Source organism: Lactobacillus acetotolerans DSM 20749 = JCM 3825, from assembly GCF_001436775.1.
Taxonomy (GTDB): Bacteria; Bacillota; Bacilli; order Lactobacillales; family Lactobacillaceae; genus Lactobacillus; species Lactobacillus acetotolerans.
This window is the reverse complement of record NZ_AYZC01000121.1, coordinates 1-208: the sequence shown is the minus strand read 5'-3', so window position 1 is coordinate 208 and position 208 is coordinate 1. Positions and strand designations below refer to the sequence as shown.

Here is a 208-nt window from a genome sequence, read left to right as displayed (position 1 = left end):
AGTGATTGGCCTGTTCAATGGTAGTCACCCCAGCTAGCCTTAGTTCCGGTTTCAAGCGGCTCTGTACGGTCTGGTTAGCCCGCTCAATTCGGCCTTTAGCTTGGGAGACACTGGTGGTCACTAGGTTAACACCGAGGATTTGGCAGGCATGGCCGAATTGCGTTAAGACATCTTTATTTTCAGACTTGGTTTTAGCAGTTTCATAGTT

Annotated in this window: 1 pseudogene; it reads right to left on the bottom strand. The window is 48.6% G+C overall.

Features of this window, described 5'->3' with window-relative positions:
* Positions 1–208, bottom strand: a pseudogene (locus FC77_RS08125) (ISNCY family transposase); the annotation flags it as partial.